General features: G+C 74.2%; 22 protein-coding genes and 1 riboswitch. Of the genes, 9 read left to right on the top strand and 13 right to left on the bottom strand.

Annotation, left to right across the window (positions count from 1 at the left end):
* The first annotated feature begins 5 nt into the window (after positions 1 to 5).
* Positions 6 to 629, top strand: coding sequence for a sulfite oxidase-like oxidoreductase (locus JO379_RS09405; protein ID WP_130877353.1), 624 nt, complete (start codon positions 6 to 8; stop codon positions 627 to 629).
* 52 nt (positions 630 to 681) lie between these two features.
* Here the strand turns inward: JO379_RS09405 and JO379_RS09400 are convergent, their stop codons facing one another.
* From JO379_RS09400 to thiO, 5 genes are all read right to left on the bottom strand, one after another.
* Positions 682 to 1,581 (bottom strand): deoxyribonuclease IV, encoded by a 900-nt coding sequence (locus JO379_RS09400; RefSeq protein ID WP_245381420.1) that lies wholly within the window; start codon positions 1,579 to 1,581, stop codon positions 682 to 684.
* Positions 1,582 to 1,596: 15 nt separating this feature from the next.
* Entirely contained in the window at positions 1,597 to 3,564 is a 1,968-nt protein-coding gene (gene pknB / locus JO379_RS09395) for a Stk1 family PASTA domain-containing Ser/Thr kinase (RefSeq protein ID WP_209514579.1), read from the bottom strand.
* Between the two features lie 174 nt (positions 3,565 to 3,738).
* Positions 3,739 to 4,533 carry a thiazole synthase gene (locus tag JO379_RS09390; protein WP_130877351.1) on the bottom strand — a complete coding sequence of 265 codons (795 nt, stop codon included), beginning with the start codon at positions 4,531 to 4,533 and terminating at the stop codon, positions 3,739 to 3,741.
* A gap of 8 nt (positions 4,534 to 4,541) precedes the next feature.
* Positions 4,542 to 4,781, bottom strand: coding sequence for a sulfur carrier protein ThiS (thiS, locus tag JO379_RS09385; RefSeq protein WP_130877350.1), 240 nt, complete (start codon positions 4,779 to 4,781; stop codon positions 4,542 to 4,544).
* Positions 4,778 to 5,977 carry a glycine oxidase ThiO gene (gene thiO, locus JO379_RS09380; RefSeq protein ID WP_130877349.1) on the bottom strand — a complete coding sequence of 400 codons (1,200 nt, stop codon included), beginning with the start codon at positions 5,975 to 5,977 and terminating at the stop codon, positions 4,778 to 4,780. Before thiO ends, thiS begins: the two co-directional genes overlap by 4 nt.
* A riboswitch (TPP riboswitch) is annotated at positions 5,975 to 6,086 on the bottom strand. (Overlaps the previous gene by 3 nt.)
* A 230-nt stretch (positions 6,087 to 6,316) precedes the next feature.
* Between thiO and JO379_RS09375 the strand changes: the two genes are divergently transcribed.
* The 5 genes from JO379_RS09375 to JO379_RS09355 all read left to right on the top strand — a co-directional run bounded on the left by JO379_RS09375 (position 6,317) and on the right by JO379_RS09355 (position 10,794).
* Positions 6,317 to 7,486, top strand: a complete 1,170-nt coding sequence (locus tag JO379_RS09375; RefSeq protein WP_245381937.1) for an NAD(P)/FAD-dependent oxidoreductase — start codon at positions 6,317 to 6,319, stop codon at positions 7,484 to 7,486.
* 102 nt (positions 7,487 to 7,588) lie between these two features.
* Positions 7,589 to 7,954 carry an Rv2175c family DNA-binding protein gene (locus tag JO379_RS09370; protein WP_130877347.1) on the top strand — a complete coding sequence of 122 codons (366 nt, stop codon included), beginning with the start codon at positions 7,589 to 7,591 and terminating at the stop codon, positions 7,952 to 7,954.
* 100 nt (positions 7,955 to 8,054) lie between these two features.
* Positions 8,055 to 8,720: a thiamine phosphate synthase gene (gene thiE / locus JO379_RS09365; protein ID WP_130877346.1), complete on the top strand. Its 666-nt coding sequence runs from the start codon at positions 8,055 to 8,057 to the stop codon at positions 8,718 to 8,720.
* A gap of 159 nt (positions 8,721 to 8,879) precedes the next feature.
* Positions 8,880 to 9,797 carry a methylenetetrahydrofolate reductase [NAD(P)H] gene (gene metF / locus JO379_RS09360; protein ID WP_130877345.1) on the top strand — a complete coding sequence of 306 codons (918 nt, stop codon included), beginning with the start codon at positions 8,880 to 8,882 and terminating at the stop codon, positions 9,795 to 9,797.
* Between the two features lie 40 nt (positions 9,798 to 9,837).
* A complete protein-coding gene (locus tag JO379_RS09355) occupies positions 9,838 to 10,794 on the top strand; it encodes a hypothetical protein (protein ID WP_209514577.1) in 957 nt (318 codons plus the stop codon).
* A 61-nt stretch (positions 10,795 to 10,855) separates the two neighbouring features.
* On the opposite strand, the gene JO379_RS09350 is transcribed toward JO379_RS09355, so the two are convergent.
* From JO379_RS09350 to JO379_RS09335, 4 genes are all read right to left on the bottom strand, one after another.
* Complete coding sequence (locus JO379_RS09350) at positions 10,856 to 12,403, bottom strand: phytoene desaturase family protein (protein WP_209514576.1); 1,548 nt, start codon at positions 12,401 to 12,403, stop codon at positions 10,856 to 10,858.
* Positions 12,404 to 12,798: 395 nt separating this feature from the next.
* Positions 12,799 to 13,413, bottom strand: coding sequence for a TetR/AcrR family transcriptional regulator (locus JO379_RS09345; protein ID WP_130877342.1), 615 nt, complete (start codon positions 13,411 to 13,413; stop codon positions 12,799 to 12,801).
* A 53-nt stretch (positions 13,414 to 13,466) separates the two neighbouring features.
* Positions 13,467 to 15,605 carry a YhgE/Pip family protein gene (locus tag JO379_RS09340; RefSeq protein ID WP_209514575.1) on the bottom strand — a complete coding sequence of 713 codons (2,139 nt, stop codon included), beginning with the start codon at positions 15,603 to 15,605 and terminating at the stop codon, positions 13,467 to 13,469.
* On the bottom strand, positions 15,577 to 16,404 hold the full coding sequence (locus tag JO379_RS09335) for an ATP-binding cassette domain-containing protein (protein WP_307841931.1): 828 nt from the start codon (positions 16,402 to 16,404) through the stop codon (positions 15,577 to 15,579). The genes JO379_RS09340 and JO379_RS09335 overlap by 29 nt, the downstream gene beginning before the upstream one ends.
* 253 nt (positions 16,405 to 16,657) lie before the next feature.
* Between JO379_RS09335 and JO379_RS09330 the strand changes: the two genes are divergently transcribed.
* From JO379_RS09330 to JO379_RS09320, 3 genes are all read left to right on the top strand, one after another.
* Positions 16,658 to 17,203, top strand: a complete 546-nt coding sequence (locus tag JO379_RS09330; RefSeq protein ID WP_209514571.1) for an SAV_6107 family HEPN domain-containing protein — start codon at positions 16,658 to 16,660, stop codon at positions 17,201 to 17,203.
* 154 nt (positions 17,204 to 17,357) lie between these two features.
* Positions 17,358 to 18,122, top strand: coding sequence for a methyltransferase (locus tag JO379_RS09325; RefSeq protein WP_130877338.1), 765 nt, complete (start codon positions 17,358 to 17,360; stop codon positions 18,120 to 18,122).
* Positions 18,123 to 18,359: 237 nt separating this feature from the next.
* A complete protein-coding gene (locus tag JO379_RS09320) occupies positions 18,360 to 18,758 on the top strand; it encodes an SCO2097 family morphological protein (protein ID WP_130877337.1) in 399 nt (132 codons plus the stop codon).
* A gap of 184 nt (positions 18,759 to 18,942) precedes the next feature.
* Here JO379_RS09320 and JO379_RS09315 read toward each other — a convergent pair whose 3' ends face one another.
* The 4 genes from JO379_RS09315 to JO379_RS09300 form a co-directional block, all read right to left on the bottom strand.
* Positions 18,943 to 21,450 (bottom strand): transglutaminaseTgpA domain-containing protein, encoded by a 2,508-nt coding sequence (locus tag JO379_RS09315; protein WP_209514569.1) that lies wholly within the window; start codon positions 21,448 to 21,450, stop codon positions 18,943 to 18,945.
* On the bottom strand, positions 21,447 to 22,874 hold the full coding sequence (locus JO379_RS09310) for a DUF58 domain-containing protein (protein WP_209514567.1): 1,428 nt from the start codon (positions 22,872 to 22,874) through the stop codon (positions 21,447 to 21,449). Before JO379_RS09310 ends, JO379_RS09315 begins: the two co-directional genes overlap by 4 nt.
* Positions 22,874 to 23,902, bottom strand: a complete 1,029-nt coding sequence (locus JO379_RS09305; protein ID WP_130877334.1) for an AAA family ATPase — start codon at positions 23,900 to 23,902, stop codon at positions 22,874 to 22,876. Before JO379_RS09305 ends, JO379_RS09310 begins: the two co-directional genes overlap by 1 nt.
* Before the next feature lie 185 nt (positions 23,903 to 24,087).
* Positions 24,088 to 24,642 (bottom strand): beta-class carbonic anhydrase, encoded by a 555-nt coding sequence (locus tag JO379_RS09300; RefSeq protein WP_130877333.1) that lies wholly within the window; start codon positions 24,640 to 24,642, stop codon positions 24,088 to 24,090.
* Positions 24,643 to 24,909: the final 267 nt, after the last annotated feature.

Genomic DNA, 24,909 nt, shown 5'->3' with positions numbered 1-24,909 from the left:
GACCCATGGGTCAGTCGGAAAGCCGCAAAGGGGAACAGCTTCAGCTGCCTCCGGGGCAGCGTCTCCAGCGCGGCTGGCCGGTGACGCACTACGGACCGGTGCCGAAGTTCAAGGCCGACCGCTGGGAGTTCCGCGTCTTCGGTTCGACCGCCGACGGTGACAAGCGCTGCTGGAACCATGAGGACTTCTCCGCCCTGCCGTATTCGACGGTCGTCGCGGATCTGCACTGCGTCACGAAGTACAGCATGCTCGGCGCCGAATGGGGTGGGGTTTCGGCCCGGACGATCCTCGAACTCGCACCGCCCGCACCCGAGGTCACGCATGTGATGGTGTGGGCCGAGTACGGTTTCAGCTCAAATCTGCGGCTTGCCGATTTCACCGCGGAGCAGACCATTTTCGCCACCCACAAGGACGGCGAACCGCTCACCGCCGAGCACGGCTTCCCGGTCCGCCTCGTCGTACCGCACCTGTATGCCTGGAAGGGCCCGAAATGGGTGCGCGGCGTCGAATACATGACCGCCGACCGCCGGGGCTTCTGGGAAGAGCGCGGCTATCACAACGTCGGCGACCCCTGGCGCGAGCAGCGCTACTCCTACCAGGAGGAACCCGGCGACGGCCCGGAGCTGTGACGTTCTCCGGCCCGCCCGGCGTTCGAGGACACCGCCTGTCCGAGGACACCGCCTAGCCGGCGCAGCCGTCCCGTAGCTCCTTCAGCCGCGCCACGTCCGCGGCGTGCCCCTCCTTGCCGCCCGGCGTCTCGATCGTCAGCGGCACCCCCTCGGTCGCCGGATGCGTGAACAGCTCCGCGAAGGGCTCGGCGCCGATATGGCCGGAACCGATGCTCTCGTGCCGGTCCCGGTGCGCGCCGACGGCCTCCTGGGAGTCGTTCGCGTGGATCAGCCGCAGCCGGCCCCCGCCCACGACGGAGACCAGCTCGTCGAGCGTCTGCTTCATCCCGCCGGTCTCGGCGAGGTCGTGACCCGCCGCGAAGACATGGCAGGTGTCCAGGCAGACCCCGAGCTTCGGATGGTGCTCCAGCGCCTCGAAGTACGGGCCGAGATCCGCCACCAGCGAGCAGAGCGAGGCACCCTGACCGGCCGTCGGCTCCAGCAGCAGCCACGGGTCGTCGTCATGGGTCAGCTCGTCCAGCAGCGGCAGCAGCCGCTCGTGGACCTGCGCCAGGGCCTCGCGGCGCGGCCGGCCGCCGGTCGCCGAGCCGGTGTGCACGACGACGCCGCGCGCCCCGATCGCCCGCCCCCGGCGCAGCGAGTGCCGCATCGACTCCACGGACTTCTCCGCCGTCGCCTCGGTGTGCGACCCGAAGTTGATCAGGTAGGGGGCGTGGACGAAGACGGGGAGGGACTCGGCCGCGCAGGCGGCACGGAATTCCTCGTCCTGCCGGGCGTTGCCGGACGGGGTCGCCCAGCCGCGCGGATTGGCGACGAAGACCTGCACGGCCTCGGCGCCCATCTCCCGGGCGTACGGCAGACCGACCTTGGCCAGCCCGCCGGCCACCGGGATATGGCCGCCGACGGGATTACGGGCGCGGGGGGAGAGCATTTCGTTCATGGTGCCGCTCATGGACTGGGGCATGGCTCAGAGACCGCCCTTGAGGCGGATGGTGATGGTGTCGCCCTTGGGGGCCTTGTCGCCGCCCTTGACCGACTGGCCCTCGACCGAGTCCCGGGGGAAGAGGAACGGCCGGTCCACCTTCACCGCGAAGCCCGCGGCCGTCAGCGCCCTCTTGGCATCGGCCTCACTGCGGCCGGTGACGTCGGGGACCTCCACCATCTCCTTGCCCTTGGAGACCGTGATGGTGACGGTGTCGCCCTTGGCCGCCCGCTCGCCCCTGGCGGGGGACTGGCCGGCCACCGCGCCCTTCTCCTTGTCCGAGAAGACGGGGTCGTCCGCGACCTTCACCTTGAAGCCACGGCCCTCCAGCGCGGAGGTGGCGTCGCCGATGGACAGCCCGCTCACGTCCGGCACGTCCAGTGCCTCGCCCTTGCTGACGGTCAGGGCGACGGCCGTGCCCGGCCGGCGCTCCACGCCCGGCTGCGGGTCGGTCGCGAGCACCGCGTCCTGCGGGGTCTCACCGCTGAACTGCCGGCCGACCTCGCCGACCGTCAGCCCCGCGGCCTCGATCTTCCGCTTCGCGGCACCGAAGGGCATGCCCACGACATTGGGCACCTCGGCCCGGGCGGGGCCCTTGGACAGGACGATCGTCACCTTGCCGGTGTTGCGGATGCGTCCGCCCGGCCCGGGGTCGGTGGAGATGACGTGACCGCGCTCGATCGTGTCGCTGACGTCCTCCTTGACCTTCACCCCGAGACCGGCCGCGCGCAGCTCCTGCTCGGCCTTCTCCCGCGTCATGTCCAGGACGGCCGGGACCTTCGTGAACTGGCCGGAATTGATGTACCAGACACCCGAGCCCGCCAGCACCAGCAGCACGGCGGCGAGCACGCCGATCAGCCCCCACCGGGGCCTCGGCCGGCCGGGGCGCGGCGCGTCGCCCGGCGGCACCGGCGGCGGAGGCGGCGCGGGCACGTGCTCCAGCCGCGTGGTGTGGTTGAGCTGGTCGTCCGGGGCGGGCGCGGGCGGCGCCGCGGCGGTCCGCGGGATCACGCTCGTACGGTCCTCGGAACCGACGTGGTCCGGGCCCGGCGCCGCGTCGCGGCCGTCGGCCGCGGCCTGCGGCGGCACCACGTCCAGCTGCTCGTCGGACAGGCTCTCGCGCACCCCGCGGACCAGCCCCAGCAGCGCGATCGCGTCGGCCGGGCGCAGCCGCGGGTCGCGCGCGGTCGCGGCGGCCACGAGGGCGTCCAGCTCGGCCGCCAGCCCCGGCACGGCCGCCGACGGCGGCGGCACGTCCTCGTGGAGGTGCCGGTAGAGGACCTGGGCGGGGGTGCTGCCGGTGTGCGGCTTGGCGCCGGTGAGCATCTCGTAGAGGACGACGCCGCAGGCGTAGACGTCCGCGCGGGTGTCGGCGGTGCCCTGCTCCAGCTGCTCGGGCGCGAGGTACGACACGGTGCCCAGCACGGAGTCGCTGTTGGTCGTGGTGTTGGTGTCGACGGCCCGTACGAGCCCGAAGTCGGCGACCTTGACCCGGCCGTCGTCGCCGATCAGCACGTTCTCCGGCTTCATGTCCCGGTGCACCAGCCCGGCCAGATGCGCGGCGCCGAGCGCTGCCAGCACGGGCTCCGCGATGTCGAGCGCGGCGCGCGGCTGGAGCGCCTTGCGCTCGCGCAGCACGTCGCGCAGCGTGCACCCGGCCACGTACTCCATCGCCAGATAGACGTAGACGCCGTCGGTGCCCTGGTCGAAGACCCCCACCACATTGGGGTGGTCGAGCCGTGCCACGGACTTGGCCTCACGGATGAAGCGCTCCACGAAGGCCTCGTCGGCGGCGAGGCCGGGATGCATCACCTTCAGCGCGAGCACACGGTCGAGCCGGGTGTCGACGGCCCGGTAGACCGTGGCCATGCCACCGACGGCGATCCGCGCCTCGACGCGGTAGCGGCTGTCGAGCACGTGCCCGACGAGCGGGTCCCCCAGGGTCGTATCCACGGCATACGAGTCTACGAGCCACGACGGGCAGGTCGAACGCGGTGCGCCTGCAGGGGGTATCCGCAGCCGAACAGTGACATTGGGCAGGCTGCGCTGTGGCTTGCCGCCGTTACGGGTGGCACGCCTTGTCCGGGCCGCCCGTCGTCCGGGGCCGGGGCCCGGGGCGGAGCCCCGTCAGAACGCCGGGCGCTCCGGGTCCAGTCGTGCCAAGCCCTCCGCAGGAGAAGACGCCTCGGCGAAGTGGCGGCGGGGGATGCGGCCCGCCCGGTGGGCCAGGCGGCCCGCGTGCACCGCGTGGCGCATGGCCTCCGCCATCAGGACCGGCTCCTGGGCGCGGGTCACGGCCGAGGCGAGCATCACCGCCGCGCACCCCAGCTCCATCGCGAGCGCCGCGTCGGACGCCGTGCCCGCGCCCGCGTCGAGGATCACCGGGACCCCGGCGCGCTCCGTGATCAGCTGGAAGTTGTGCGGGTTGCGGATGCCGAGGCCGGAGCCGATGGGCGAGCCCAGGGGCATGATCGCGGCGCAGCCGGCGTCCTCCAGCTTGCGGGCGAGGACCGGGTCGTCGTTGGTGTACGGCAGGACGGTGAAGCCTTCGTCCACCAGGATCTCGGCGGCGTCCAGCAGCTCGATCGGGTCGGGCAGCAGGGTGCGCTCGTCGGCGATCACTTCGAGCTTGACCCAGTCGGTGCCGAGTGCCTCACGGGCCAGCCGCGCGGTGAGGACCGCCTCGCCGGCGGTGAAGCAGCCCGCCGTGTTCGGCAGCACGCGGATGCCGTGCTTCTCCAGGACGGAGAGCACCGAGCCCCGCACACCGGCGTCCAGCCGGCGCATGGCGACCGTGGTCAGCTCGGTGCCGGAGGCGAGCAGTGCGCGCTCCAGCACGTCGAGGCTGGGAGCCCCGCCCGTTCCCATGATCAGCCGGGAGGAGAACGCGGTGCCCGCGATGGTGAGCAGATCGTCTGCCATGGGGCGGATCAGCCCCCCTGCACGGCGGTGAGGACCTCGACGCGGTCGCCGTCGCCGAGCGTCGTGGCGGGCCACTGGCCGCGGGGGACGACGGTCTCGTTGACGGCGGCGGCGACGCCCGCGCGCGCGGTGGTGAGGGCGGCCACGAGGCCGTCGAGGGTCAGCCCCCGGGGGACCTCGCGGTGCTCGCCGTTGACGTGGATGCCGACGTTGGCCGCGGGGCTGTCGGTGGGGTCGGTGGGGTTCATGCGGGCAGCTCCTGGAGCGCGTTCGAGAAGCGTCGGGGGGAGAAGGGAAGGGCCGTCTCGGGCAGCCGGCCGGTGGTCAGCACCTCGGCCATCACCTCGCCGGTGAGCGGGGTGAGCAGAATGCCGTTGCGGTGGTGGCCGGTGGCCGTGAGCAGGCCGGGCAGCTCGGTCGGGCCGAGCAGGGGCGCGTTGTCGGGCGAGCCGGGGCGCAGCCCGGCGCGGGTCTCGACCAGGGGCAGCTCGGTGATGCCGGGCACCAGCTCGTGGGCGTCGCGCAGCAGCTCGTACACACCGCCGGCGGTGACGGTGGTGTCCCAGCCGAGCTCCTCCGTCGTGGCGCCGACGACCAGCTCGCCGTTCTCGCGCGGCACCAGATAGACGGGGCCGCCGCGGACGACCGCCCGGACGGTCCGGGAGAGGAAGGGCGCGTACGGGCCGGGGACCCGCAGCCGCAGGATCTGGCCCTTGACCGGGCGGACCGGGGGCAGGACGTGCTCGGGGATCCCCGCGAGACGGCCGCTGTGACTGCCCGCGGCGAGCACGGTCGCCCCGGCGGCGACTCGGGTGCCGTCGGCCAGACGAGCCCCCGTGGCGCGCTCGCCCGTGACGTCGACGCGGACCGCCTCCGCACGGTGGAAGCGCACCCCGGCCCGCTCACAGGCGGTGAGCAGGGCCTTCGCGAGCCGCCGGGGATCGGTCTGGTGATCGCCGTCCACCCGCACACCGCCGCTCACCCCCGGTGCGAGCATCGGCTCCAGCCGACGGCACTCCCGCCCCGTCAGCCACTGCGCGTCCAGCCCGGACCGCTGCTGGAGGGCGTGCAGCTCCCGCAGATGGGCGCGGTCGTCGGCGTCGAGGGCGACGGCGAGCGTGCCGCAGGCGCGGTAGCCGGTGTCCTGGCCGCTCGCCTCCTCCAGCTCGGCCGTGAACGCCGGATAGCGCCGCGCGGAGGCCAGATTCAAAGCGAGCAGCCGCTGCTCGCCGTGGTGCAGCTCCGTGACGGCGGCGAGCATGCCCGCCGCGACCAGGGCCGCGCCGCCGCCCGGCGCGGGGTCCGCGACGACCGTGCGCAGACCGCGCTGCGCCGCGCGCCACGCCGTGACGAGACCGATGACACCGCCGCCGACGACGAGCACGTCGCAGACGGTGTCCGACGGCGTGCCCCGGCCCCCGGGCATGGTGGAAGACGCGTGCATGGGCGTCCAGCCCCTCCCTTCGCCGGCATGACCCGGATCAGGTTCGTACGGTCGGAGGCCGTCCAGCCTCCCTCTCAGCCCGGTCGTCCGGGCTCCCGCGAGTGCTTTGCACGGCCACCCTAGTACGCGCCGCGAAAGGACCGGAAGGGCGGCCGGACGGGGGGAGCCTCGCACCGTTCGGCGGCCTCCGGCGGCCAAACATGGTGACGCTGTGTCAGACGTCTCCGTACCCGGTGCTCCGGTACGGCCCGGCCGCAGCCCTACAGTGATCGGGTGAGCGAGCACGGGAAAGCAGCGAAGACCTCCACCGAGGAGCGGGTCGTCATCGTCGGCGCCGGGATGGCCGGGGTGCAGACCGCCGTCGCCCTGCGCGAGCAGGGCTGGCGCGGCGCGATCTCCGTCCTGGGCGCCGAGCCCCACCAGCCGTACGACCGGCCGCCGCTCTCCAAGGCCGTCCTGCTCGGCAAGGCGGAGGGGTCGGCCTTCGAGGTGGACTTCGCGTCGCTCGGCATAGAGCTGGAACTCGGCCGGGAGGTCACCGGCCTGCGCGCCGACGAGCACCTGCTGGAGACCGGGACCGGGCCCGTGCCGTACGACGTGCTGGTCATCGCCACCGGCGCCGAGCCCCTCGCCCTGCCCGGCAGCGAGGACGTGCCCGGCGTGCACCTGCTGCGCACCCTGGACGACGCCGAGCGGCTGCGCCCGGTGCTGGCCCGGCAGCACGACGTCGTGGCCGTCGGCGCGGGCTGGATCGGCGCGGAGTTCGCGACCGCCGCGCGCGAGGCGGGCTGCCGGGTGACGGTCGTGGAGGCCGCCGAGCTGCCGCTGGCGGGCGCCATGCCGCCCGAGGTCGCCGTCCACATGTCCCGGTGGTACGCCGACAGCGGAGCCCGGCTGCTGACCGGTGCGCGCGTGGCCGCCGTGGAACCGGGCGCGGTGCTGCTGGCCGACGGCACCCGGCTCACGGCGGACGCCGTGGTCGTCGGCATCGGCGCGCGGCCCGCGACCGGCTGGCTGGCCGGCTCGGGCATCGCGCTCGCGGCGGACCACTCCGTCGTCACCGACGACCGGCTGCGCACGTCCCTGCCCGACGTCTACGCCGTCGGCGACTGCGCGTCCTTCCCCTCCGCCCGCTACGGCGAGCGGCTGCTCGTGCACCACTGGGACAACGCGCTCCAGGGCCCCCGGACCGTCGCCGCGAACATCGTCCACGGCCCGGCCGAGAGCCCGGTCTACGACCCGGTGCCCTACTTCTGGTCCGAGCAGTTCGGCCGCTTCGTGCAGTACGCGGGCCACCACGCGGCCGCCGACGAGCTCCTGTGGCGCGGCGACCCCGACAGCGCCGCCTGGACGGTGTGCTGGCTGCGCGCGGGCGTCCTGGTGGCTCTGCTGGCCGTGGGCCGGCCCCGCGACCTGGCCCAGGGGCGCAAGCTCATCGAGCGCGGCGCGGCCCTCGACCGGGCGAAGGCCGCGGACGCGTCCGTGCCGCTGAAGTCCGCCGCTCTGTGACGTGCCGTTCGCCTGTCCGGCGGATCGCCGGACAGGCTTGTCCGGACGCGGCTCGGGTCAACCCGGCTACCCACTGTCAGTCCTAGATGGCAGGCTTGTCCCGTGACCGAGATTGACGCAAAGATCGATGCTCTCGTCCCCGCCTGGCTCAACCTCCCCGACATCGCCGAAATTCTCGATGTCGAGGTGACGCGCGTCCGGCAGCTGGTCAAGGAAGGCCAGCTGATCGCCGTGCGCCGTGGCGAGAACCGAGTGCTCCAGGTGCCCGCCGACTTCGTCGGCGAGGGCAAGGTCGTCAAGGGCCTGGCCGGGACCCTGACGCTGCTGCGGGACGACGGCTTCAGCGACGAGGAAATGCTGGAGTGGCTGTTCACCCCGGACCCGACCCTGCCCGGGACCCCCGCGCAGGCGCTGCGCGAGAATCGTGGCACGGAGGTGAAGCGCCGCGCCCAGGCGCTCGCCGTCTGACGCGCCCGTAGGCGCCGTAGACGCGAAGTGAAAACCGTCCGGCGTACGGGCACGGGAGCCTCCCGTGCCCGTACGCCGCCGACCCGGGGGGACCCACCACATGTCCGTCACCGCACGCGAGCGGCTCGCCGACGCCCGGCTGTATCTGTGCACCGACGCCCGCAAGCGCCAGGGCGACCTGCCGGAGTTCCTGGACGCCGTGCTCGGTGACGGAGGCGTCGACATCATCCAGCTGCGCGACAAGGGCATGGAGGCGGGGGAGGAGCTGGAGCACCTCGCCGTCTTCGCCGAGGCGGCCCGCCGCCACGGCAGGCTCCTCGCGGTGAACGACCGCGCCGACGTCGCGCACGCCGTCCGCTCCGACGTCCTGCACCTCGGCCAGGGCGATCTGCCGGTGCCGGCCGCGCGGGCCGTCCTCGGCGACGACGTACTGATCGGCCGCTCCACCCACGCCGAGGCGGAGGTGGCCGCCGCGGCCGCCGAGCCCGGCGTCGACTACTTCTGCACCGGCCCGTGCTGGCCGACCCCGACCAAGCCCGGCCGGCACGCCCCGGGCCTCGACCTCGTGCGCTACGCCGCCGCCCTTCAGCCCGAGGGGGCCGGGCGGCCCTGGTTCGCCATCGGCGGCATCGACGCCGGCAATCTGGACGAGGTGCTGGACGCCGGCGCCCGCCGGGTCGTCGTGGTGCGCGCCATCACCGAAGCGGACGATCCGGGCGAGGCCGCGGCCCGGCTCGCGAAGCGCGTGCGCGATTACGCCGGGTAACCCCACGGCGTGTGACCAGCGGCGCGACCGGCCCCGACGGTCATGGACTGCCCACGATATTTCCACGGAATGTCCAAGGTGTGGACAGTGGTCGGGCGAAAAGGGCATATCGAAAACGATGGTTGGGGCCTCCGTCGCACCGCTGGTTAACTTGCCGGTATGGCCCTTGGCACTGCTTCCACCAGGACAGACCATGCGCACACAGTGCGTGAGCTACTCGCCCGCGGCGAGCGGTCGTATTCGTTCGAGTTCGCGGCCCCGAAGACCGAGAAGGGCGAGCGGACGCTGTGGAACGCCATTCGCCGCATCGAGGCCGTCGCCCCCACGTTCGTCTCCGTGACCTATGGTGCGGGCGGCTCCTCCCGTGAGGGCACCGTGCGGGCGACCGAGCGCATCGCGACCGACACCACCCTCACCCCCGTCGCGCATCTGACGGCGGTCAACCACTCCACGGCCGAACTCCGCAACGTCATCGGCCAGTACGCCGACGTCGGCATCCGCAACATGCTCGCCCTGCGCGGCGACCCGCCCGGCGACCCCATGGGCGAGTGGGTGCGCCACCCGAAGGGCATCGATTACGCCGCCGACCTGGTGCGGCTCATCAAGGAGTCCGGCGACTTCTGCGTCGGCGTCGCGGCCTTTCCCGAGATGCACCCGCGATCCACCGACTGGGAAACCGATATCGGGCACTTCGTGGACAAGTGCCGCGCGGGTGCGGATTTCGCCATCACCCAGATGTTCTTCTACCCCGAGGACTATCTGCGGCTGCGTGACCGCGTCGCGGCGGCGGGATGCGACACCCCGATCATCCCCGAAATCATGCCCGTCACGAATGTGCGCCAGATCGAACGATTCGCACAGCTCAGCAACGCGGCGTTCCCGCCGGATCTGGCGGAACGGATCCTCGCGGTCAAGGACGACCCGGCGGCTGTACGCTCGATCGGGATCGAGTACGCCACGCAGCTGTGCACTCGGTTGATGGCCGAGGAGATTCCCGGGCTGCATTTCATTACCCTGAACCACTCCACGGCGACTCTGGAAATCTACGAGAATCTGGGACTGCACCAGCGGTCCTGACGGCCGGCCCGCGAACGGCGGCCGCACGAGAGGGGCGTTAATGGGCTGGACGGTCCTCTACATCGCGTTCGGCGTCGTCGCGCTCTGGCTGCTGGGCGAGGTGCTGCTGCAGTACAAGGCGCGGTTGCGCTGGCGGCTCCTCGCCTTCGTCGGCTTCCTCGGTGTGGTCGTGGGCGTGCTCATCCCCTCCGTGGTGGTCATCGGGGTGGGCGCGATCGCCTTCGCCATCGGGCAGACGTATGTGACGCTCTCCTTCCGCCGCGGCTTCTCCACCGGCTGGGCCATCCGCCGCGGCAAGGACGACGCCGGGGACGGCAAGGAGCCCGGCGCCGGGCCCGCCGGCGCGGAGAAGACCCGGGCGGGCCGCCGACGCCGGGGCGGTCCCGCGGCCCCCCTCGCCGAGCCGACCCTCGAGGTCTCCGGTCTCGAGGTCCACCCGGTCCCCGAGGCCGACCAGGGCCCGGCCCTGCTGCCCAACGCGGCCCACCAGCCCGCCCCCGCGGCGTCGGAGGAGGCCGCCCCCGGCCCGTACGGCGGCTACGGCGACACCACCGGCTACGACCAGGGCCAGGACACGAGCGTCTTCGGCACCTACGACCCGTACGGCGGTCAGCCCCCCGGCGCCCCCGGCGCCACCGCTCAGGGCGATCAGAGCGGCCAGGGCGCCTATGCCGGCCAGTTCGACTACGGGCAGGGGCAGTACGCGCCCTACTCCGACCCCTACATCGGCAACCGTCAGCAGTCCTACGACACCTACGAGGGCTACGGACAGCAGGACGTCTACGCCCAGCAGCAGTACGGCACGGCCGCGCCCGCCGGCTACCCCCTCGACGCCTACGGAATGCCGCAGCAGTACGACATCGACACCCCGCCCGGCGGTGTCTGGGTGCCGCAGCAGCGCGACAACGACACCCCGCCGCCGCCCCCCGGGCAGCAGCCGCCCTACCCCGAGCAACTGCCGGGCCACGGCTACGACGGGCAGCCCTACCGCTACTGACGCACGGCCGACCGCCCGCCTCGCCTCTCCCACCCGCCCCGGCGGGTGCGAGAGGCGCTGCTCATTGCGAGCCGCGCCAGTCGGCTCCGGACACGATGAGACCGGCGACCAGCGCCCCGGACATCCCGGCGTGGGCGAGCCCGCCGCCGGGGTGGGCGAAACCGCCCGCGAGATGAAGGCCGGGCACGGCCGTCGCGTTGCCGGGGCGCAGGAAGCGGCCGTCCGCGCCCGCCAGTACCGGCGCGGGCACCCCGCCACCCTCGGCCCCGAGGGCCGCTTCCGTATCGGCCGGGGTGCGGACCTCCCACCACAGCAGCCGCTCCCGCAGCCCCGGCACCGCCGCCGCGGCGGCGTCGATCATCCGGTCCGCGAAGCCGTCGGCGATCGGCCCGTCGGTCCAGTCGACGCGTCCGTGCGGGGCGACCGTGGCGCTGAGCGTGACGGCCTCGTGCCCGTCGTCCGGGCGGGTGGCCGGATCGTCCGGGCGCAGCACGGTCACCGTCGGCCGGTAGTCCGCCGGGCCCGAACCGGAACCGGACACGGAACCCGCACCGTGCCCTCCGGCCGGCCGGTCGTCGTCGCCGAAGACGGCCGCCAACTCCGCCGCCCGGTCGCCGGTGTGCACCACCGTGCGGTGGACGACGCCTTCGGGCCGGGCCCCGCGCAGCGCGAGGAAGACCGTGAACCTGCCGGGCGGCACCGGGGACCGGGGCGTCGCGGCCGCGCCCGGCGCGATCCTCGCCAGCTGCCCGGGCGCGACCCCGGCGACCACCAGATCCGCCTCGACCACGCTTCCGTCGGCCAGCTCCACACCGGCGGCGCGCCCGTCCTTCTCCAGCAGCCGGGCCACCTCCGACCCGAAGTGGAATTCCACCTTGCGGGCCCTGCACCGCTCGTACAGCGCGTCGGCGAGCGCCCGCACGCCCCCGCTCACATACCAACTTCCGAAGGTCTGCTCCATGTAGGGCAGCACGGTCGCGCTCCCGGGGGCGCGGCGCGGGTCCAGCCCGTACGCCAGGGCGTGGCTCTCCAGGAGGGCGGCCAGCCGTGCGTCCCCGAGCTCCCGCTCCGCGACGGACGCGAGGGTGACCGGGCCGCGCCGGCGGAACAGACCGCGCTTGCGCACCGCGGGGTAGGGATCCTCGCCCAGGGCCGTGCGGTCCTCGCGCAGCGGCTCCTCCAGCAGCGGCCGCCGGGTCGCGTCCCAGACCTCGCGCGCCCGGTTGACCAGGTCGCTCCAGCGCTCGCCCGCGCCCGGCCCGATCGCGTCGTCCAGGGCCTGGACGACCCCGGCACGGGAGGCGTTGGGCAGCGAGACGTCCGTGCCGTCCGCGAAGACGTGCCGGCTCGCCGGGTCGACCTGGGACAGGCCGACGCATCGCTCCAGCGGCTCCTTGCCCGTCTTGACGAACAGGTCGCGGTAGACGGCGGGCAGATGCACCAGCCCCGGCCCCGTGTCGAAGACGAAGCCGTCCCGGTCGAGGCGGCCCACGCCGCCCCCGTGCGTCGCCGCGCGCTCGTACACCGCTACCCGGTGGCCCGCGACGGCCAGCCGGGCGGCGGCTGCCATCGCGCCCATCCCGGCGCCGATCACCACAATCCGTGCCATGCCAGTGACTGTATCCGGCGGCACCGACACCTTCCCTCCCCGGCCGCCCGGCACCTGCCGCCGTGCATGAACGCTCAGGCGTGAGTACACGTACTCAGTACCGGAGATGAGTAGCTGCGCGGATGGGAGGGGGCCCGCTCGGAAGGAAGAGTGGTGCCCACGGAAGAGCCGGAACTCCGGACCGCCGACACGGGGCGGCGGAACGGCGCGACGGCTCGGCCGTGACGGGGGAGAACCGGGTCTCCACGGGGGAAACGCGGAGGCCCGGGGAGCACGGGGGGGGAAGTACGGGGGAAGTACGGGGGAACACTGTTCCGGTGCGGGCCGAGGGGGATCGGACCGCACCGGAACAGCGCCGTTTCCGCCCGTTTCCTTCTTGTCCGGGGCCGCTTCCGTCAGCGGCCGGCGCCGCCCACCCGCCCCTGCAGCAGCCGTGACAGCGCCGAGTGCACCTCCTCGACCGACCGCTCGGGCTGGTACGACTGCCAGTCCAGGGCCGCCACCAGCACCATCCCGAACAGCGCCGAGGCCGTCAGCGGCACATCGATCTCCGGGCTCAGCTCACCGGCGGCGACGGCCTCCCGCAGCACGGACTCGATGACCGCGATCGCCTTCTGCCGCACCTGCATCAGCGTCGACTGCCAGGCCCGGTTGGTGCGCCACAGCTCGGCCACGTACAGCTGGGTGAGCGCCGGATAGCGCGAGATGAAGTCCAGCCCGGCCCCGATCATCGCGTCCAGCGCGTCGACCCTGCGGCCGCCGCGCTCGGCGCTCTCGTCGGCGGCCCGCTGCAGGGAGTCGGCCAGCAGCTCGATGCCGTGCCGCAGCAGCTCCTCGAACAGCACGGACTTGCTGGCGAAGTTGTAGTAGACCGTGCCCTTGGCGACCCCGGCCCGTTCGGCGATCTCGTCCACCGTGGTGGAGGAGAAGCCCTGCTCGGCGATGAGGGTGACCGCCGCCTCGAAGAGCTTCCGCCGGGTGTTCTGACGGCGCGTACCGCTGCTGTCCATGGGGATGATTCTCCCTGCCGACGACGTGCCGTTGCTCACAGGGCCCACGCGGCTCACAGGCTCAGCTCCGGGTGCAGCCGGTCCACCGTCCAGACCTGCTTGCCCCGGGCCGTCCACGCGGTGAGCGCCAGCGCGCCCAGTGTGAACGCGGCCAGCACGCCGCAGGCCTGCCACACCGGGGCCGGGCCGCCCCCGGTGATGAGGTGGCGCAGCCCGTCCACCACGTAACTCATCGGCAGGAAGGGGTGGACGGCGTTGAAGAACCCCGGGCTGGTCTGCACCGGATAGGTGCCGCCCGCCGACGTCAGCTGGAGCATCAGCAGGGCCAGGACGAGAATGCGCCCGGCCGGACCGAAGCGGGCGCCCAGCCACTGCACGATCGCGGCGAAGCACGCCGTGACCAGGACCAGGAAGCCCATCGTGGCCGCGGCGCGCGGCAGTTCCAGCCCGAGCAGCCAGTGCAGCACGGCCAGCAGCGCGCCGGCCTGGAGCACCCCGATCGCGGCGACCGGCAGCCAGCCCGCGAGGGCGATCCGCCAGCCGCCCGCACCGATGGCCAGGGCCCGTCGGTTGAGCGGCTGGATCAGCATGTAGGCGACCATCGCGCCCACCCAGAGGGAGAGCGGGATGAAGTAGGGCGCGAAACCGGTGCCGTAGTTGGCCGCCTTGTGCGTGGCCTCGGAGGCCAGCGCGACGGGGTCGGCCATCACCCGGGTGCGGGCGTCACGCTCCTTGCCGCCGTAGTCGGGGATCCGGTCCACGCCGTCCCGCAGCCCGTCGGCGAGTTCGGCGGAGCCGTCGGAGAGCTTGAAGATGCCGCCCCGGAGGGTGCCCGCGCCCTCGCGCAACTTCCCGATCCCGTGGTCCAGATCGCCGGCGCCCGCCTTGGCGGTGCCGAGTCCGCTGTACAGCCTCCCGGCCCCGGAGTGCAGCGCCCCGGCGCCCTCGGCGACCTTCCGCGCGCCCGCGTCGAGGGCGTTGACCTTGCGCACGGCACCGTCGATGTCCCGGGCGAGGTGCGGGGCCTCCTCGGCGAGCCGCACGGCGTAGGTGTGGAGGGCATCCAGGGTGCCCGGCAGCCGGTCCAGTGCGCCGTTCTCGTTGTGGACGAGGGCGCTCAGGGCCGCGGCGCCGTCCGCCGACTTCTCCGCGGCGAACACCGCCTTCCGCAGCTCCGGGCAGACGGCGTCGGGGGCGGCCGGTGCCGCCGTCCCGCACGACTTCTCGTACGCGGCGGACAGGGCGTCCGCGGCGCGGCGGCTGCTCTCGGCGAGACGGGCGGCGGTGGCGGGGGAGGGCAGGTCGTCCAGGTGGTCCCGCAGCGTCTTCGTCTCCCTGGCGACGACGCGGGCGGTACGGCCGATCTGCTCGGCGTTCTCCTTGACGAAGGCGCCCTCCTCGGCCGCGGCGCCGTTGACCTTGTCGGCCAGTTGCCGGGTGCCGTCCGCGATCTTCCGCGCGCCCGTGGCCAGCTCCTGGGACCTGGTGTCCAAGGTGCCCGCCCCGGTGTGCAGTTCGTCCACGCCCTCCCGGAGGTCGCCGCTGCCCTTCTTCGCGTCGGCCAGCCCCTTCTGGAGGTCCCCGGCGCCCTTCTCGGCCCTGCCGATCCCGTCGTCGAGCTTTCCCGCGCCCTCCGCGGCCTTCGCCGTCCGGTCGTGGAGGGCGGAGAAGGAGACGAAGATCTTGTCGTAGAAGGACCGGGAGGTCCTGCGGGAGGCGGCTGCCCGTACCTCGGAGAAGACCGTGCGGGAGATCTGGCCGACGATGTAGTTGTTGGAGTCGTTCGTGCGCACCTGGAGCGCGCCCGTCCGCGGAGTCCGGCCCGAACTGGAGGCGACCTGTTCGCTGAAGTCGGCGGGAACGGTCAGCGACAGGTAGTACGTGCCGTTCTCGACGCCCTTGCGCGCCGCCTCGGCGCTCGTCTCGTGCCACTGGAACGACTTGCTGTCGCGCAGTCCCTTGGCGATCGTGTCGCCCGCGCCGATCCTGTGACCGTCCACGGTGGCGCCCCGGTCGGCGTTGACCAGCGCCACGGGCACCTTGTCGAGGCGCCCGTAGGGATCCCAGAAGGACCACAGGTACAGCGCGCCGTAGAGCAGCGGCAGCAGCAGGAGCGCGACGAGCGCCGCGCGGGGGAGCCTTCCCCTGCCGAACCGCCTCAGCTCAAGCGCGGCCAGTTTCGGCGAGCGCATCTGCCGCGTCCTCCTCCTCGCAGGTGTCCGCTCCGGCTCCGGTGTCCGTTCCGGCGTCGCGGCGGGCGGTCGAAACGACGACCGTGGCCTCGGGCGGTGCCGTGCCGCACACCGCGAGCACGGTCGTCCCGGCGTCGGCGACCGACCGCAGCAGCGCCCACGCGCGCGTGCGCTCCGCGTCCGAGAGCTTGAGATCGGTGTCGTCCACGGCGAGCAGCCGTGGCCCGGCGATCAGCGCGAGGGCCACCGACAGCCGCAGCGACTCCAGCCGCTTCAGGTCCCGTACGGCCGTGCGGTCGCCTTTGGGCAGGGCCGCAGGGTCCAGCCCGGCGGCCGCCAGCGCCGCCTCGACGCGGGCCTTGGCCTCCGCCGTCCGCTCGGCGCGCGGCCGCAGCAGACCGCGCAGCGGGCCGCCGAACCGGCGGCGCAGCAGGGCGCGTTCGCGCAGGTGCTCGGCGACGGTCAGCGAGGTGTCGAGCTCGGCGACGCCGGGTACGTGCGCGAGAGCGCTGATGCGCCGGACCGCCGCCATGTTCCCGCGGTGCGCGCCGCGCCCCGTCCCGGACAGCGGCAGCCCGGCGACCTCGGCCCGGCCGGCACCGGCCCGCATCCGGCCGGTGAGCGCGAGCAGCAGACAGGTGCGGCCCGAGCCGGAGGGGCCCTCGACGGCGACGAGCGCGCCGGGCGCGGCCGTGACGTCCACGTCGCGAAAGGCCCAGCCGCGGGGCCCCCGGACGCCGAACCCCTCGGCTCTGACGGCGGCCCCGGGCGGGGCGTCGGTCGGCGGAGCGCTGTTCACACGAACCTCCCGTACCAGAAGCCGCACTGACCGGTCAGTGCAAAAGCATGGGGTGGCGGACCCCGCGACCGTCAACCGCGGACGGATGTTTTCGGCCGCGCCTTCGGCCCCCACCGCCCGCGACCGAACGTGCCAACTGCCCCCGCGCACGGTGTTCGTGCAGGTCAGGGCGATTGTCAGTGGTGTGCCCCACGATGGGGGCATACGGCGGCTCCGCCCGCGTGCGGACCGCCCCCGACGAAGGAGGTTCGTCATGGCCGGTAGCGCGAGCGACGTCCGTCCCGTCCCGCCCCTCCAGCCCGTCCCGCCCGTCCCGCGCCGCACGGTGACCCCGCCCGCGGCCCTCGACCTGCTCGACCAGGCCCGGCATGGGCTGGCGGAAGCCGCCACGCTGCAAGCCCCGCACGAGCGGTACGCCACCGCGCACCTCGCCGCCCTGCGCACGGCCGCCGCCGTCCTCGCCGTGCGCGGCCGCCCCGAGACCTCCGAGCGGCGTCGCCGGAGGATCCGCAGCGCCTGGGAGGTCCTGCCGGAGGTCGCCCCCGAACTGACCGAGTGGAGCGCCCTGTTCGCGTCCGGCGCCCCCCGCCGGGCCCGCGCGGAGGCGGGCATCCGCTCCGCGGCGAGCCGCCGTGACGCGGACGATCTGCTGCGGGACGCCTCGGTCTTCCTCCGGCTCGTCGAGCGGATGGTGGTGCTCCAGCCGAAGTTGCCGCTGGAGCAGCCCGACCGCACGGCCCGGCCCGTCCGCCCGGCGCTGCCCCGGCAGCCGGCCGCCGAGCGCGACCGGGCGGGCTGACGCGGGCCCGGCCCCCGGTCGCGGTGGCCCCGCCGGGCGCGGGCGCGAGGGTTGTGTGGCCCCGCCGCCCCGCCCATTAGGCTGGGCACCGCCGAACAGTCCTTCGTCGCCGCCGCCGAGCCGGCGGCGGCACCGCGCCGAGGAGCCACCCGCCGTGTCAGACCCGCTGCGCCCGAGGGCGTCCCTCCGTACCGCCGTGGTCTGGGAGGTCCTGCGGGACGCCCTCGACCGCCGGGCCAAGGCCGTCGGCGGGGACGCCGCGGGCGAGCTCGAGGTCCTCGACACCGGTGGCGGCTCCGGCTACTTCGCGGTGCCCCTCGCCCGTCTCGGACACCGGGTCACCGTCGTCGACCCCAGCCCCAACGCCCTGTTCGCCCTGGAGCGCCGGGCCGCCGAGGCCGGGGTCGCCGACCGGGTGCGCGGGGTCCAGGGCGACGCCCACGGCCTGTTCGACGTGGTCGAGCGCGGCGGCTACGACGCCGTCCTGTGCCACGGCGTCCTGGAGTACGTCGACGACCCCGCCGAGGGCATTCGCAACGCCATCGACGCGCTCCGCCCGGCCGGCACCCTCAGCCTGCTGGCGGCGGGCCAGGGCGGTGCCGTCCTCGCCCGGGCCCTCGCCGGTCACTTCACCGAGGCCCGGCAGATCCTCTCCGACCCGGCCGGCCGCTGGGGCGACGGCGACCCGGTCCCGCGCCGCTTCACCGCCGACCAGCTCACCGAGCTGGTCACCGACGCCGGGCTGGCCGTCAGCTCCGTGCACGGCGTGCGGGTCTTCGCCGATCTGGTGCCCGGAGTACTCGTCGACACCGAGCCCGGAGCCATCGACGCGCTGCTCCAGCTGGAGGCCGCGGCGGCCGAGCTGCCCGCCTTCCACTCCGTGGCCACTCAGCTGCACGTCCTGGCCGAGCGTGGCTGACCGCAAGCGGTAGGTCACAGGCCACCCGATCAGCCCGTTCGCCCCGTATGATCGGTGCACACCGTCCGGCATGGCGGATCGGCGGGCAGGGAATGTACGTCCCGACGTCATCGATCGCCACACCACATCGGTGGGCGGATTGGCGCAGAGGGGCGGGTTTCACGGGGGCGATTCCCTGCCTATCCTGAAAGGGTCGCACCCCGGTCGCCCCCCGCGACCGACGAGTAGGAGGACTCCGTGCCGCTCTCGGAGCACGAGCAGCGCATGCTCGAGCAGATGGAGCGAGCGCTGTACGCCGAAGATCCCAAATTCGCCACAGCGCTCGAGGGCAGCGGCCTGCGCACGTACACCCGGCGACGGGTCTACCAGGCGGTCGCGGGTTTTCTGGTGGGCATCGCGCTCCTCATGGCCGGAATGGTCGCCCAACAGATCTGGATCAGCGTGGTGGGGTTCCTCGTCATGCTGGGATGTGCCGTGCTCGCGGTGACGGGGTGGCGCAAGGCGCCCAGGCCCGGAGCACAGGCGGGACCCGCCGCGATGGGCGGGGCACCCCGGCGGCAGGCCCGACAGCGCCGTACCGTGATGGACCGGATCGAGCAGCGCTGGCAGCGCCGCCGTGACGAACAGGGCCACTGAGCCCCGCATTTCTCCTGGGCGCGCGGAGCGCTTCGCAGACGGCAGGGGCCGGGACATCGTGTCCCGGCCCCTGCCGCTTGTCGTCCCGCTGCCCGTCCGCCGCCTGCGGCGGCAGCGCCCGTCCGGCGCGTCCTCACCCGCCGGAAGGGCTCGATGAAGCCGCTCAGCTCAGCCCGCTGTCCGTTCAGCCCCGCTGCCGCGAGAGGCGCAACGCGCCGCCCGCCCGACGCCACACCGCCACGATCCGCCCGCTCCGCAGCCGCTCCAGCGCGGCCGACCAGCGTCGCGAACACGCCCACGCCACACGGGCGGCCGAGCGCGGAGCCAGCACGGCCCGCAGCCGTGCCCCCCGCCCCGCCGCCGCGCGCAGCCCGGCCCGTACCGTCTCGACCTCGGCCGCCAACGCCCCGGCCGGGCGGGGCGTCGGCGCGTACAGCGCCTGCTCCACCGCGGTGGCCACCCGGACGGCGGACTCGGCCGACGGGCCGTCCAGCGCGCCGGCCCGTACGATCCGCGCCGCCGCCTTCCGCGGGGTCTGCGCGTCGTCCGGCAGGATGCCGTAGTCCCAGGCGGAGTCGGTCAGCTCCCGCCAGGCCGCCAGCGTCCGCTCCACGGTCTCCGCCGGATCGTCGTCCGGCAGCACCGCCGGGCTCACCGGCCGACCGCCCGGCCCGGCCGTTTCGGCCTCTTCGCCGGGGCCACGCCGACTCGCGTCCGCGGGGCGCAGCCGCCGGGCCCGTACCCGTCGGCGCCACAGCATCGGCAGCACGGGCAGCAGGAGGACCACCAGCGCGGCCACCACGACGGCCGTCACCGTGCCCGCCGGCGGCCCGTCGTCGGTCGCGCCGCCGCCCGGCTGCTGGGCGAGGGCCGGGCAGCCGTCGGCCTTCTTCAACTGCCCGGTGCATTCGTCATCCGGCCTGGTCGGCGCCGACGGCGCGGCGGACCGGTCGGGGCGCGCGGAGGGCGCGCCCGGGTCCGACCCGGCGGGCGTCTCGGCGACGGTGTACTCCGGCGGGGTGCCGCGGCTCGGCGTGGGCTCGAAGCGCGTCCAGCCGGCGCCCTCGAAGTACAACTCGGGCCAGGCGTGCGCGTCCTTGGAGCCGACCGACATCGAGCCGTCCGCCTGCGGGGTGCCCGGGGTGAAACCGACCGCCACCCGCGCGGGGATGCCCAGCGTCCGCGCCATGGCCGCCATGGCGAAGGAGAAGTGGACGCAGAAGCCCTCCTTGGCCTGGAGGAACCTCGCGATCGCGTCGGGTCCGCTGCCCGAGCGCACCTCCGTGTCGTAGCGGAAGCCGCCGTCGACCGCGAACCACTCCTGGAGCTTCACGGCCTGCTGGTACGGGTTCGCCGCCCCGGCCGTCACCTTCCGCGCCGTCCGCGCCACCACCGCCGGCACCGAGCCCGGCACCTTGGTGTACTCGCGCAGCAGCCGCTGCGGGGGCGCGGGCGCGGCGGCCAGCTGGGCCGCCGTCGGCTCCACCAGCAGGCTCGTCACCTGATAGCGCGCGCCCCGGGTGGTCTGCGCGTGGCCGCCTACCACCATCCGCCCCTCCGGCTCGTACCGCCACCGGCCGCCGATCCGCACCTGCTCGGCCGGATAGGGGAGGGGCAGATACGTCTGCGCGTACGAACCGGAGGCCGCGACGGAGGTGTTGACCGGGCCCGTGCGCACCCCGGGGGCCAGTCCGGCGGGGGTGGGCAGCGGGTCCGGCACCTCCGTGACGGGGCGGCCGGGGGAGGTGCGCCAGGTCGAGCCGTCGAACTGGTCGAGCGTGACGATGCGCAGATACAGGTCCCCGGTGTTCTGCGTGGAGGTGCGATAACGCAGCACCTCGCGGTTCTCCGGCTGCCGGAGGCTGTCCTGGAGGGCGACCAGCGGGCTGACCGCGCCGGTCCCGCCGCCCGTGCCGCCCTCGCCGGGGCTCTGGCCGTGCGCCTGGAGCAGCCCGCTGTCCATCGTCGGCAGCACGGCCGGCACCAGCAGGGCGATGCCGAGCGCGAGCGCCCCGATCCGCCGGCCCGTACGGACCGGCGCGATGGCGGACCCCTGGCCGGGGCCCAGCGGATGCGCCGCCGGGCCCGGCCGGGCACCGCCCCCGCCGAAGACCCGGCCCCACTGGGCGAGCCGGTCGCGGCCCTCGGCCAGGAGCAGCAGCAGATAGCCGGCCGCCGCGGCCAGGAACCACAGCCAGTCGGTGCCCTCCGCCAGCCCGGCGGCCACCGAGTACAGCGCGAGCAGCGGCAGCCCGGCCGGCGCGGCGCTGCGGTACGTGACCGCCAGCGCGTCCACCACCAGGCCGATCACCAGCACCCCGCCGACCAGCAGCAGCCGGATGGCCGTGGTCGTCGGCGCCGGGATGGCGTACCGCCCGACGTCGGACGCGCCCTCCCGCAGCAGCTGTCCGAACTCCTGGAAGACCTCCGGGCCCGGCAGCAGCCCGCCGATCGCGTGCGCCCGCGCGAAGACCACGGTGAGCAGCAGCAGCGCCACCAGGGCCTGCACCGCCACCGTCAGCGCCCTGGCCAGCGGTACCCGGCGGGCGAGCACGCCCACCGACGTCTGGACGGCCAGCAGGAACGCCGCCTGCACGATCCACACGGACCGGTCCACCAGGGGCAGCAGCGCACCCGCCGCCGCCAGCGTGGCCGCCGCCGCGCACACCGCGAGCCGGATTCCCCCGCTCATGACCTGCCTCCCGCTGTGCCGCTCCAGCCGCCCGTCGTCCCGCCCGCCGTGTCGAGCGGGCCCGGGGCCGGGCCGGCGGAACCCGCCAGCCGCCACAGGTCCGCCAGCGGCGTGCCCGGGGTGACGGGCAGCGCCGTCCACCCGGCCTCCCGCAGCATGCGCAGCCGCCGCTCGGCGTCGAACCCCGCCCCGGGGCCCTGGCCCCCTCGGCCGGGCGGGTCGTACGCCCACGCGGCGGGGTCCAGGACGAAGGCGACCGCCGTCACGCCGCGCTGCCGCATCCGCCCGGCCAGCACCGTCTGCTCCTCGTCCAGCTCGCCGAAGAACGCCACCAGCAGCCCGCCGGCACCGCCGCGCAGGGTGTCGTGGGCGGCGGCCAGCCCGGTCTCCCCGGAGTGGTCCACCACTGCGAGGGTGTCCAGCATCAACCCGGCCGCGTCCGCGGAGTCGTGCGCGGAGCCGCCGTACCCGCCGGTGCCGTCGGGGCCGGGCACCGAGCTCCCGGTGTCGGTCAGCAGCCGCACCGAGAAACCCCGCTCCAGCAGATGGACCGCCGCGGAGGCCGCCCCCGACACCGCCCATTCGAAGGGGGAGTCGGGCCCGGCGCCCTCGTAGGCGGTGCCGCGGGTGTCCAGCAGCACCGTGCAGTGCGCCCGGTGCGGTTGCTCCTCGCGGCGCACCATCAGTTCGCCGTAGCGTGCGGTCGAACGCCAGTGCACCCGGCGCAGGTCGTCGCCGTGGCGGTAGCCGCGCGGTATGACGTCGTCCTCGCCGGCCAGCGCGAGGGAGTGGTGCCGGCCGTCGCCGTAGCCCGCCGCCTCGCCGCCGAGCCGCACGGGCGGCAGCGGCTCCACGCGGGGCACGACCGTCAGGGTGTCGAAGGCGCTGAAACCCCGGGTCAGCTCGCACATCCCGAACGGGTCCGTCAGCCGCAGCTGCAACGGCCCCAGCGGATAGCGCCCGCGCAGATCCGAGCGGACCCGGTAGGACACCTCGCGGCGGCCGCCCGGCTCGATCCGGTCCAGGACGAAGCGCGGCCGCGGCCCCAGCACGTAGGGCACCTGGTCCTGGAGCATCAGCAGCCCGGTGGGGAGCCGCGAGACGCTGTCGATCCGCAGGTGCACCCGCGCCTCGGCGGTCGCGGGCACCCGCGACGGCGAGAGCCGTCTGCTGCCGGTGACCCGGTGCCGGGTGCGGTGCAGCACGATCACACAGACCACGGGCAGCACGGCCAGCAGCAGGCCCACCCGCAGCAGATCCGACTGGCCGAGCACATACGAACACCCGGCGGCGGCGACGCCCGCCGCCAGGAAGGAGCGGCCACGGGTGGTCAGCCCGCTGAACGCCGCCCACAGGCCGCTGCGCGCGGCCCCCCTCGCCCCGGCCCCCGCCGGGCCTCGCGAGGGGGCTCCCCCGGATGACATCACAGCCTCCGCGCCCCCGGGGGCTGGTGGGCGGGCGGTGGCGGCTGACGCCACGCCTGCGCCGACGGATCGGGCACCGGGGTCCGCTGGAGGATGTCGACGACGACCTGCTCGGCCGTGCGCCGGCCCAGCTGCGCCTGCGCGGTGGGCAGCAGCCGGTGCGCGAGCACCGGCACGGCCAGCGCCTGGACGTCGTCGGGCAGGGTGAAGTCCCGGCCGGCCAGCGCCGCGGCGGCCTTGGCGGCGCGCAGCAGGTGCAGCGTCGCCCGCGGCGACGCCCCGAGTCTCAGATCGGGGTGCTGCCGGGTCGCGCCCACCAGGTCCACCGCGTACCGCCGCACGGACTCGGCGACGTGCACCGCCCGGACCGCCTCGACGAGCTTGACGATGTCGTGCGCGTGCGCGACGGGCTGGAGGTCGTCCAGCGGCGAGACGCCGCCGTGCACGTCCAGCATCCGCAGCTCGGCCTCCGGGTGCGGATAGCCGATCGAGACCCGCGCCATGAAGCGGTCGCGCTGCGCCTCGGGCAGCGGATAGGTGCCCTCCATCTCGACCGGGTTCTGCGTGGCCACCACCATGAACGGGCTGGGCAGCTCGTAGCTGTGCCCGTCGACGGTGACCTGGCGCTCCTCCATCGACTCCAGCAGCGCCGACTGGGTCTTCGGCGAGGCGCGATTGATCTCGTCGCCGATCACGATCTGGGCGAAGATCGCACCGGGCTTGAACTCGAAGTCCCGCCGCTGCTGGTCGAAGACGCTCACGCCGGTGATGTCGGACGGCAGCAGATCCGGCGTGAACTGGATGCGCCGCACCGAGCAGTCGATGGACCGCGCCAGCGCCTTGGCGAGCATGGTCTTGCCCACCCCGGGCACATCCTCGATCAAGAGGTGCCCCTCGGCGAGCAGCACGGTCAGCGAGAGCCGTACGACCTCCGGCTTGCCCTCGATCACACCCTCCACCGCTCTGCGGACCCGCTCCGCTGTGGTGGTCAGATCGCTGAGGCTCGCTCGTTCGTCATAGGTCGTCACCCGGCCCTCCTCGGCCCTTCCCCGCGCTCCTGACGGAGCGGGGGATTCCCCAGTCCGAGCCGGGCCCGTGGGTACGGACCGGCCCTCCCCAAAACGTGTCCGCCGCGCCCCCGCCGGTCGCGGGGGCGGGCGCCACGTACGCATTCTCGCCGCTCAGGCGGTGTTGCGTCACCGCCTGTGGACAATCAGCGCTGCGGGTCGATCTCGCGCAGCAGACCCGTCGTCACGTCGAAGACGAACCCGCGCACGTCGTCGGTGTGCGGCAGGAACGGCGAGGTGCGGACCCGCTGCATGGACTGCCGGACATCCTTGTCGAGGTCCTTGAACGCCTCCACCGCCCACGCCGGGCGCTGCCCGACCTCCGCCTCGATCTCGTGCCGGAAGTCCTCGGTCAGGTTCAGCAGACCGCAGCCGGTGTGGTGGATCAGCACCACCGAGCGGGTGCCGAGCGCCCGCTGGCTGATCGTCAGGGAGCGGATGATGTCGTCGGTGACCACACCGCCGGCGTTGCGGATGGTGTGGCAGTCGCCGAGCTCCAGGCCGAGCGCGGCGTGCAGGTCGATACGGGCGTCCATGCAGGCCACCACGGCGACCTTCAGCACGGGACGGGCGTCCATGCCCGGGTCGACGAACGCCGAGGCGTACTTTGCGTTGGCCTCGACCAGACGGTCGGTGACCGTCTGGTCGGAGTGGTCGCGGTCGGAGGTCGGCTGCGAGGGCTGAGACGCGGATATCGACATATGCACGAAGGTAGTCGGCCAGCGGCTGATCGGCCCGCTATAAGGGAGGGCAAACATCGCCAACGCGGCTTCTGTGAGGTAAGCCACAGGCCGGACGCCCCTGCCGCCGTACGGGTGAGTGCGCCCCCGGCCCGGCCCGGTCACGGCGTCCTCACCCCCGCCCCGACCCGTTCCCGGCGCGTTCTCCCGGCCGCGCCCCAGGCCGGGCCGGGACGCGCTGGCCGGTTGATTGACCGAAGGGACGAGTGGACTAAAGTGGCGCGAAGT

It is taken from the genome of Streptomyces syringium (genome assembly GCF_017876625.1).
GTDB lineage: Bacteria > Actinomycetota > Actinomycetes > Streptomycetales > Streptomycetaceae > Streptomyces > Streptomyces syringius.
Note: the sequence above shows the minus strand (reverse complement) of the source record. Positions and strands in the feature narration are given on the sequence as shown.